Origin of the sequence: uncultured Methylobacterium sp., assembly GCF_964244095.1 — a bacterium.
Lineage (GTDB): Bacteria > Pseudomonadota > Alphaproteobacteria > Rhizobiales > Beijerinckiaceae > Methylobacterium.
Map to the genome: position 1 here is coordinate 1 of NZ_CAXTHR010000157.1, position 9,587 is coordinate 9,587.

The following is a 9,587-nucleotide window of genomic DNA, read 5'->3' on the forward strand; positions in this document are numbered from 1 at the left end:
AAGCTGTTCGCGCCGGAATTCCGCAACCGGCTCGATTCGATCATCTCCTTCGGCCACCTGCCGAAGGAGGTCGTGGCCAAGGTGGTCGACAAGTTCGTGCTCCAGCTCGAGGCGCAGCTCGCCGACCGCAACGTCACCATCGAGCTGTCCGACGAGGCCCGGGAATGGCTCGTCGAGCACGGCTACGACGACGCGATGGGCGCCCGTCCGATGGCGCGGCTGATCCAGTCGACCATCAAGACGCCGCTCGCCGACGAGGTGCTGTTCGGGCGCCTCAAGACCGGGGGCGCCGTGCGGGTCGTGGTGCGCAAGCCCGAGGATGCCGAGGCGAAGGCCGGCGGGAAGGAAGCCCTGAGCTTCGAGTTCCCGGCCGGTCCGGTGACGCCCAAGCCCGAGGCGGACGTGACCAACGCGGTGAGGAAGCACAAGCGCGCCAAGCCGCGGATCGCATCGCGCAAGAAGACCCCCAAGGACGACAAGGACGACAAGGGCGGCGGTTCGGGGGGATCGGGCGGCGTCCGCACCGTTCCCAAGGTGCCGCTCGTCCGAGCCTGATCGCGGTGTGAACGGCCGGTTCGTCCTGGCCCCGGAGCGCCCGTCGTGCTCCGGGGCCTTGCGCGTCGCGGCGAATGCGGCTTTGGGGAGCGCGGAAGACCAGCGGGTGAGCGCGGCGGCCGGGCGTCGCCGCGACAGGACGAGGGGGCGTGACGATGAGCGAACTGCATGAGGGCCCCCTCACGCCGGTCTCCTATCCGGCGGTGACGCCGCCCAAGCCCGTCACCCGGCGGGAGGAGCGCCGCCGCCGCCGCACCCGCCGCCGCAGGAGCGAGGAGATGCTGGCCTGGGTGCTGGTTCCCCTGATTTGCCTTGGCATCTACTGGGGCATCACCGCGGGCTTCGAGATCATGGGAACCTCGCCGGGGCAGGTCTGGGACCAGCTCATGCAGGTGAAGGCGATGATGGAGAAGCGCGGCGCCTGACCGGGCCGAGCCTGGACGAGAGCACCGCACCGCTCGCGCGAACGGACATGCCATGCGCCTTACCCGACGCGCCGCCCTGATCGGCTCCGCCCTCCTCGCCGCGCCGGCGGTGCGCGCGAGCCGGCGCGATGGGCCGGTGGTGATCGTCGGCGCGGGTGCCGCCGGCCTCGCCGCCGCCGACGTCCTGCGCAAGGCCGGCCATCCGTTCACCCTGATCGAGGCCCGCGACCGCATCGGCGGACGCGCCCATACCGACGAGAGCCTCGGGCCGGACTGTTCGTTCGACGCGGGCGCCCAGTACGTCCACTGGGCCGAACGCAACCCGTGGGCGGGCATCGCCGGCCGCGACGGCATCCGGATCGCCGGCCAGGAAGGCTGGGCGCGGACCCTGTTCATCGACGGACGGCCGGCGACCGATGCGGAACGCGACCGCCGCCGGGCCGCCTTCTCCGGTCTCGACGCCGCGCTCGCGCCGGTCGCCGGCTCCGACCGCTCGATCGCCGAGGCGGCCCTGGCCGTCGGCCCCGACATGATGGAGGCCGCCTCCGGCCTGGCACGCCTGTCGCTCGGCGAGGAGGCTGAGCGCGTCTCGGTACTCGATTACGACCGTCTCTGGTCCGGCGGCGACCTTTGGGTCGACGGATATGGCGGCTTGGTCCGGCGCACCTACGCGGACATGCCGGTCTCGCTCGACACGGCGGTCGCCGGCATCGACTGGTCGGGTAACGGCGTCCGCGTCGCGACGCAGGCGGGCACCCTCGACGCGGCGGCGGTGATCCTCACCGTGTCGGTCGGCGTGCTGGCCGCGGGAGCGATCCGGTTCACGCCCGGACTGCCGGCCGCGACGCGTGACGCGCTGGGCGGCCTCGCCATGGGCGCCTACAGCAAGGTCGGTCTTCGCCTCGATCCCGCCCGGATCGACCTGAAGGCGGTAGGCGACGCTGTGTCGGTGGCACGAAGGGACGAGGCCGACCTGACGATCTACTTCGAGATGTCGCCCTTCGGCCGCCCGCTCGCGGTGGCCAACCTCGGCGGAGACGGCGCGCGGGCGCTGTGCGCACGCGGCGAGGCGGCGGCGGTCGCCGAAGTGAGCGATCGACTGGTCGCGATCCTCGGGACGAAGGCGCGCGGCGCCGTCACCGGCGGGCGGCTCGCCGCTTGGTGGACCGATCCGCATGCGCGCGGCAGCTATTCGGTCGCCAAGCCCGGTCACGCGGATGCCCGCACCGTCCTCCAGGCCACGATCGGCGACCGCATCTTCCTGGCGGGCGAGGCGCTGGCCGGCGGCGGCGCCATGACGGTCGGCGGCGCGACGCTCGACGGCGGGCGTGCCGGCCGCGCGGTCCTGCGGATGCTGAGCTGAGAAGTCACGCAGCGTCCGGTTGAACGAGCCGGGCGGACCGGATTTCCCCTCTGCGGCCTGCGGATGCACACGTTTCGCCGAGGCCGGACGGAACACCACCCGATCCAGCCCCAGCACCGTCATTCCGGGGCTGCGAAGCAGAACCCGGAATCCATAACCGCCAACGACAGCAAGGCTCGGCACCGTCGGCGGTTATGGATTCCGGGTTCGCCTACGGCGCCCCGGAATGACGGCAGAGGACGTTCCGGGGCGCCTTAGAGCCGGATGAATCCGTTGGCCCCTGCGGCGGGAGAGGGAAGCGGCAGCGCGGGGGTTCAGCCCCGCCGCAGGGCGTGCACGGAGAACAGCGCCTCCGCGTCGGTCCAGACCGAGACCGCCGACCACCCGGCCTCGCCCGCCAGCGCGCGGAAGCCTTCGACCGTGTACTTGTAGCTGTTCTCGGTGTGGATCGTCTCGCCCGCGGCGAAGGCGAAGTCCCGCCCGGCGACGGTGACGGTCTGGTCGGTCCGGCTGACGAGGTGCATTTCGATGCGCGACGCCGACGCATCGAACACCGCGCGATGCGCGAAGGCGTCGCGGTCGAAGGTGCCCGACAGCTCACGGTTGATCCGGGCGAGCAGGTTGAGGTTGAACGCCGCCGTGACGCCGGCGGCGTCGTCGTAGGCCGCCTCCAGCACCGCGCGGTCCTTCACCAGGTCGACGCCGACGATCAGGGTGGCGTCGTCACCCAGGATCTCCCCGAACAGCCGCAGCAGGCGCACGGCCTCCGCCGGCTCGAAGTTGCCGATCGTGGAGCCGGGGAAGAACCCGGCGTGGCGAGCCCGGCCGAGGTCGGCCGGCAGGCGGAAGCGGCGCGTGAAGTCGGCCGCGACCGGCGCCACGCGCAGGTGCGGATAGTCCACCTGAAGCGCCGCCGCCTCGCTGCGCAGGAAGGTCTCGGAGACGTCGACCGGCACGTAGGCACCAAGACCGGGCAGGTGCCGGAGCAGGCGGCGGACCTTCACCGTCGAGCCGCTGCCGAACTCGACGAGCGCCGCCCCAGGCGGAAGGGTGGCCGCGATCGTGGCGCCCTGCGCGTCGAGGATGCCGAGCTCGGTCCGGGTCGGGTAGTATTCCGGCTGGCGGGTGATCGCCTCGAACAGGTCGGAGCCGGGCGCGTCGTAGAAGTACTTCGCCGGAAGCGACTTCTGCGGCTTGGCAAATCCGGCGATCAGGTCCGAGAGGAAGGCTCGGTCGTCCGGGAGATGGGCGAGCGGCGTCGCGTCCGCGAAGACGGGCTTGATGGTCACGCGTGGAACTCCGGGGACGCGGGTGGACGCTCAGGCATGATGCCGGGCGAGACGCAGGCCGGTGAACTGCCAGCGTTGATGCGGATAGAAGAAGTTGCGATAGGGCAGCCGCGCGTGGCCTTCGGGCGTCGCGACGGACGAGCCGCGCAGCACGAACTGGTTCGACATGAACTTGCCGTTGTACTCGCCGAGTGCGCCCGGCAGCGGCCGGTAGCCCGGATAGGCGGTGTAGGCGCTACGGGTCCATTGCCAGACGAGGCCGAAGGCGTCGTCGAGGTCTTCACCGCGGGCGGCCGCCTCCCACTCGAACTCGGTCGGCAGGTCGCAGCCGGCCCAGCGCGCATAGGCGTCGGCCTCGTAGTAGCTGACATGCGTGACGGCCTGCGCCGGATCGACCGGGCGGCGCCCGGCCAGCGTCATGCAGGTCCAGCCGTCGTCGCCCGGCTGCCAGTAGCCCGGCGCGTCCCAGCCCTCGGCCTGCACGGCGAGCCAGCCGTCCGAGAGCCAGAGGTCCGTCCGGGCATAGCCGCCGTCGGCCATGAAGCGCAGCCAGTCGGCGTTGGTGACGAGCGCCCGGTCGATGGCCACCGGCAGGATCAGGCTGTCGTGGCGCGGATGCTCGTTGTCGAACGAGAAGCCGGCGCCCTCGTGCCCGGTCTTGCGGATGCCGCGCGCGAGATCGACCGCGCCCGCGCGGCCGGTCGTTTTCGGAAAGCGCCACGTGCCATCGTAGACCGGATGGAGCGGGTTCTGCGCAAAGGCGTGCAGGATGTCGGTGATCAGCAGTTCCTGGTGCTGCTGCTCGTGGTAGAGCCCGATCTCCAGGATCGGCAGCACCGCCTCCAGTGCGCCGGGCGCGGCCTGGGCGAGCAGCGTCTCGACGGCGCGGTCGACGTGGGCGCGATAGGCGGACACCTCTGCCACGGTCGGCCGGGTGATCAGCCCGCGCATGATCCGCGGCTGACGCGGGCCGGCGGCGACGTAGTACGAGTTGAACAGGTAGTGCAGCCGCTCGTCGTGGATCTGATAGCCCGGCAGGTGCTCGCGCAGCAGGAACTGCTCGAAGAACCACGTCGTGTGCGCCCGGTGCCACTTGGTCGGGCTGGCATCGGCCATCGACTGGACCTGCTGGTCCTCGGGCGACAGCGGCGCGGCGCGGCGCTCGGTCTCGCAGCGGACGAACCGAAACGCCGCGATCCAGGCGGCGCGGTCCACCGGGCGCGCGCAGACCGGCGGCGGCGGAAACGCCGGCGTGTCGAGGTCCGGTCCGCGAAGTGCCGCTGTCGCTGCCATGCCGTTCTTCCCCCGGTCGCGCCCGAATCCGTCGACGACGGCCGCAGAAGATATGCGCTGGCCACGCGCCGACAACACCGGCGCGACGATTCGGTTCGTTGGATAAGGTCCGGCAGGCGCGGGCGTGCGCAGTCCGCCCGCGAATCGTGGTGCCGGTGCGAGCCATTTTGCGGCCGCGGTGAGACGGCCTTAACCTGCGTACCGAAGATTGTGGGGCTGATGGGCCGGGACACGCGTTCTGATGCGGATCGATCTGATGGCCGGGGCAACCTTGTCGGCGGCGGCGCTGCGGGCGGCCCCCGAGGCGACCATCCTGGTGTTCGATTCCGGCCTCGGCGGCCTGAGCGTGCTCGATCAGGTGCGCCGCGCGCGGCCCGACGCGCGCTACGTCTACGCCGCGGACGATGCCGCCTTCCCCTACGGCCGCCTCGCGGAGGCGACGCTGATCCAGCGCGTCCTCGACGTGATGGGCCGCCTGATCGGCGCCCACCGGCCGGATCTCGTCGTCATCGCCTGCAACACCGCCTCGACCCTGGTGCTGCCCGCGCTGCGCCAACGCTTCGCCACGCCCTTCGTCGGCGTGGTGCCGCCGATCAAGCCGGCCGCCGAGACCAGCCGCTCGCGGCTCGTCACGCTGCTCGCCACGCCCGGCACCGTCGCCCGCTCCTACACCCGCGACCTGATCGCGACCTATGCCGGCGCCTGCGCGGTGACCTCGGTCGGCTCGGCGCGCCTCGCCGACTACGCCGAGGCGGAGCTGGCCGGCACGCCCGTCGGCGACGCGGCGCTTTCCGTCGAGATCGCGCCGTGCTTCGTCACCGCCGAGGACGGGCGGCGCACCGACGTCGTCTGCCTCGCCTGCACCCATTATCCGCTGCTGCTCGCGCGCTTCGAGCGTCTCGCCCCCTGGCCGGTGACCTGGATCGACCCGGCGCCGGCCATCGCCCGCCGGGTGACGCAGCTCCTCGGTGGCACGCCGCGCGGCGCGCGCTCCGACGATGGGCCGGTGCTCGGCACCTTCACCGGCGGCGCCGCGCTGACCGGGCGCCTGCGCGCTTCGCTGACCCGGCGCGGCGTCCAGGCGGTGGGCGTCGATCCGATGCCGCTGACGCTGCAGTAGCGCGTCAGGCCGCCGACGCAGCCCGCGTCCGCTCGCTCCAGGCGCCGAGCGTCTCGGTGCGCTCGCGCGCCAGCACCTCGGCCGGCGCCTCGCAGCGCGGGATCGCCTCCGGCCGCTCGGCGCCGACGGCGGCGAGCGCCGCGCGGGTCTCGGGGTCGGCGCAGGCGCGGTCGAGCATCGCGGGGTCGAGGCAGGTCAGGCGTCCCGCATCGAGGCGGGCATAGACCCGGCCCGTCGCCGGGTCGGCGAATCGGATCGCGCGCAGCCGGCGGGCGCATTGGCGCAGGAACGCGGTGTTGTGCTCGGGCGCGAGCGCGGCCGCGTCCGGATAGACCGCGGCGGGCGAGACCGCGTCGATGTTGATCTTGGTGTAGCGCGCGATGTCGATGAGGCAGGCCGCGTCGAGCACCGTCAGGTCGCCGTTCGCGCCGAAGGCCACCGTGCGCGGGCGCTCGCCCAGCGGCACGCTGTTGTCGAGGAACTCGTAATGCACCTGCTTGTCCGCTTTGGCGGCCCAGGTGAAGAACAACTCCGGCATGCCGGTGAAGGCCTCGACGTTGTGGGCGAGCAGGTCGTCCACGGCCTTGTAGCGGCCGAACATCTGCCCGCGCGTCCAGGCGCGCTCGACGGTGGCGTCCGGCGGCGTGATCATGAACAGCATGAAGACGCGGTGGCCGAAGCGGGTCAGCAACTGGCTTCCGTCCTGGGTTCCGGAATCGGCGTTGAAGCTGTCGAAGCGGAAGCGGTCGATCAGCAGGTGCGACATCCGCCCCTCGCGCGCCTTGCGCGCCATGTAGCGGTCGAGCTTGCGGTCGACGATCTCGACCTCGTGGCCGGTGAGCGTGCCGGCATAGCCGATCGCTTCGCCGATCGCATCGTAGTCGAGCAGGAACTTGCGCCAGATGTCCGGGGTGATCACCGCGAAATCCGACCAGGATTCCCCGAGGCGTCCGGCGAGCGCCCGCTGCAACGGGCGCATCGTGCTCTTGCCCGAGGCGGAGGCGCCCTTGACGTTCATGACGATCGGCTCGGCCTGCGCGCCGACCCGCACGTAGCCCTCCCGCGCCACCGCCTCGGAGAACCACGGCTCGATCAGGCAGCCGATCCGGCGGCTGCCCTCGTCGTTGACGGCCAGCGTCGTCGCGAGATTCACGAGCAGGGCGCGGTCTCCGACCAGCTTGCCGCGATGCCGGACGATGCCCGACACGACCTTCTGGAACGCGGCGCTCGCCGCGATCTCCAGGGAATCGTCTCCCTGCGCGGCGCGCGCGCACCAGGCGGCGCAATGCGCACGCGCGCGCTCCTCGAGCGGGCGGGCATCTGCGACCGGCGGGGCCGGCGCCGCACGGGGCGCGAGCCCGAGGACGCGGCGCCAGCTTGGCGGCGCCGCCGGCTGCGCTGGCGGCGGCGGCGGCGCGAAGATCGCGTCGCGTTCGGCGGCGATCCGCACGCCGGCCTCGTCTCTCACATCCGCGAGCACCTGCGCGATCGCGTCCGTATGCGGCGCGACGTAGTGCGCGAGAATGTGGGCGGCGATCGCGCGGAAGTTCACGCCGAGGTCGCCGTAGGTCTCGCCGACCGGCACCGACAGGTCCGCCATCACGCGGATCAGCAACTCGTGGACGACGAGGCGCCCGGGCCGGAAGGCGACGATCTCCGGCATCGCGAGGCCGGAGAAGGCGGCAAGCTCCGACGCCTCGGCGAAGGTCGTGGCGACGTTCTCGGGCCGATATACTGTCGAGAGCGGCAGGAAGCGGCGCGGCAGCGTCGATTCGATCCCGGGGTTCCAGGGGCCGCGCCCGACATCGCCGTCATCCGGCAGGGCGTAGCCGGCGGCCGCGGCGGTCATCGCACCGGCACCCGGCCGGCTCTTAAGCCGCCTCCGCCGGCGTGCGGAACAGGCTGGCGCAGCCGGACCCGCGGTGCATGCTGAGGATCGAGGCCCGGTCGATCTCGGGATGGGCCGCGAGCACGTGGCGGACGCAGCCGACCACCTTCTCGTACTGCGCCGCCTCGTAGTTCCGCTCCAGCGGGCTGACGGCGATGTAGGTCTCGACCACCAGCACGCGCTCGGCGCGGTCCTGCGTGACCTCGACGGCGATCCAGGAGGACTTGATCAGGTGGGAACTGGACAGCATCGGCGTACCTCCGGCGGTCTTCGCGCGTCTTCGCACGTCGTTCGAGCGGAAGGATGGACCGCCCGCCCGCCCCTGCCAAGGGACGATGCCGATCGAGACCCGGAATCGGCCGCCCGATCCACGCCGAACGCTCCGCGCCGACCGGCGCGATCAGCCGAACCGGCCGATGGCCGACAGCGCCCGCGCGACGGCGCCATGATCGCCGGACTAGGCAACCGACGACATCACCAGTCCGGCCGACGGGACCGACTGGATCACGAGGGCGGCGGGGACGTTCATCGCGCGGCTCCGGGGGCATCCGGAGCGTGCACGCGGCCAAGGCCTTTTGCAACGCAAAAACTCCGCTCGCAAGTGCGAGGGATTTGCAAGTCGTCATGCGGGAACCGCATCGTCTCGTAGGCTGTATCGCGGCATCCATGCGATCCGCCTTGGCGGAACGCCGGGTATTCGTGCACAGATCGTTGCAGAATCGGATCGACATGGTTTGGCATATTGCATGCCAAACTGCATTCGGTCATCCTGTCCCCAACGGTCGAGAGGCCGGCCATGAAAAGGCAACCGGGATGAAACGTCGCGACGCCCCCTCGGCGAGGTGGGACAGCATGCATTCGGCCCACCCCGTGGGCGATGATCGCCGTCCGGCCCGCGCGGACCTCGGACGGCGGCCGGACCCGCTCCGGCGTGAGAAGCCGGGCATCGAAAGCCGAGCTTGGCCGAGCCGAGACTCTATTTGACTTGACGATCCGCCGACGGTCCCCCCAGGCATGTGCCGTGTCGGGACCGTGACGCGCGACCATCGCCGCCGGGCGGCATCGCCGGCGTCCCGATCCACCGGTATTCAGATTCGAGACAGACTTATGAGCAAGGCCCTCGAAGGCGTCAAAGTCCTGGACTTCACCCACGTCCAGTCCGGCCCGACCTGCACGCAACTGCTCGCGTGGTTCGGCGCCGACGTGATCAAGGTCGAGCGCCCGGGCGCCGGCGACGCAACGCGCGGCCAGCTTCAGGACGTGCCCGACGTGGACAGCCTGTATTTCACCATGCTGAACCACAACAAGCGGTCGATCACGCTGGATTCGAAGAACCCGAAGGGCAAGGAGGTGCTCTGGCGGCTGGTGAAGGAATGCGACGTCCTCGTCGAGAACTTCGCCCCCGGCGCGCTCGCCCGCATGGGGCTGACCTGGGAGAAGATCCACGCGGCCAACCCGCAGATGATCCTCGCCTCGGTGAAGGGCTTCGGCCCCGGCCGCTACGAGGATTGCAAGGTCTACGAGAACGTCGCCCAATGCGCCGGCGGCTCGGCCTCGACCACCGGTTTCCGCGATGGCATCCCGATGGTGACCGGCGCCCAGATCGGCGATTCCGGCACCGGCCTGCACCTCGCGCTCGGCATCGTCACCGCCC

General features: G+C 71.4%; 8 protein-coding genes and 1 pseudogene. 5 read left to right on the plus strand and 4 right to left on the minus strand.

What is annotated here, in order from left to right:
- The 3 genes and pseudogenes from clpA to ACFE86_RS18975 all read left to right on the plus strand — a co-directional run.
- Positions 1-555 (plus strand): annotated as a pseudogene (gene clpA / locus ACFE86_RS18965) (ATP-dependent Clp protease ATP-binding subunit ClpA); the annotation flags it as partial.
- A 155-nt stretch (positions 556-710) separates the two neighbouring features.
- On the plus strand, positions 711-980 hold the full coding sequence (locus ACFE86_RS18970; RefSeq protein ID WP_375456878.1) for a hypothetical protein: 270 nt from the start codon (positions 711-713) through the stop codon (positions 978-980).
- Positions 981-1,032: 52 nt separating this feature from the next.
- A complete protein-coding gene (locus ACFE86_RS18975; protein WP_375456879.1) occupies positions 1,033-2,343 on the plus strand; it encodes a flavin monoamine oxidase family protein in 1,311 nt (436 codons plus the stop codon).
- A 314-nt stretch (positions 2,344-2,657) separates the two neighbouring features.
- On the opposite strand, the gene egtD is transcribed toward ACFE86_RS18975, so the two are convergent.
- Together egtD and egtB are read right to left on the minus strand one after the other, a co-directional pair.
- On the minus strand, positions 2,658-3,632 hold the full coding sequence (gene egtD / locus ACFE86_RS18980) for an L-histidine N(alpha)-methyltransferase (RefSeq protein ID WP_375456880.1): 975 nt from the start codon (positions 3,630-3,632) through the stop codon (positions 2,658-2,660).
- A gap of 30 nt (positions 3,633-3,662) precedes the next feature.
- Entirely contained in the window at positions 3,663-4,925 is a 1,263-nt protein-coding gene (gene egtB / locus ACFE86_RS18985) for an ergothioneine biosynthesis protein EgtB (RefSeq protein WP_375456881.1), read from the minus strand.
- A gap of 241 nt (positions 4,926-5,166) precedes the next feature.
- On the opposite strand from egtB, the gene murI reads away from it, so the two are divergent.
- Complete coding sequence (gene murI, locus ACFE86_RS18990) at positions 5,167-6,045, plus strand: glutamate racemase (protein WP_375456882.1); 879 nt, start codon at positions 5,167-5,169, stop codon at positions 6,043-6,045.
- Positions 6,046-6,049: 4 nt separating this feature from the next.
- On the opposite strand, the gene ACFE86_RS18995 is transcribed toward murI, so the two are convergent.
- Both ACFE86_RS18995 and ACFE86_RS19000 read right to left on the minus strand, forming a co-directional pair.
- A complete protein-coding gene (locus tag ACFE86_RS18995) occupies positions 6,050-7,894 on the minus strand; it encodes a hypothetical protein (RefSeq protein ID WP_375456883.1) in 1,845 nt (614 codons plus the stop codon).
- Positions 7,895-7,916: 22 nt separating this feature from the next.
- Complete coding sequence (locus tag ACFE86_RS19000; RefSeq protein ID WP_375456884.1) at positions 7,917-8,183, minus strand: hypothetical protein; 267 nt, start codon at positions 8,181-8,183, stop codon at positions 7,917-7,919.
- Between the two features lie 857 nt (positions 8,184-9,040).
- Here ACFE86_RS19000 and ACFE86_RS19005 point away from each other — a divergent pair.
- Positions 9,041-9,587, plus strand: a 547-nt coding sequence (locus tag ACFE86_RS19005; protein ID WP_375456885.1) for a CoA transferase, incomplete at its 3' end; no start/stop codon positions are given.

Coding starts and splice junctions, on each gene's coding strand:
- ACFE86_RS19000 (WP_375456884.1), bottom strand. CDS start 8,183: ATGCTGTCCAGTTCCCACCTGATCAAGTCCTCCTGGATCGCCGTCGAG.
- ACFE86_RS18995 (WP_375456883.1), bottom strand. CDS start 7,894: ATGACCGCCGCGGCCGCCGGCTACGCCCTGCCGGATGACGGCGATGTC.
- ACFE86_RS18975 (WP_375456879.1), top strand. CDS start 1,033: ATGCGCCTTACCCGACGCGCCGCCCTGATCGGCTCCGCCCTCCTCGCC.
- ACFE86_RS18970 (WP_375456878.1), top strand. CDS start 711: ATGAGCGAACTGCATGAGGGCCCCCTCACGCCGGTCTCCTATCCGGCG.
- egtB (WP_375456881.1), bottom strand. CDS start 4,925: ATGGCAGCGACAGCGGCACTTCGCGGACCGGACCTCGACACGCCGGCG.
- murI (WP_375456882.1), top strand. CDS start 5,167: ATGCGGATCGATCTGATGGCCGGGGCAACCTTGTCGGCGGCGGCGCTG.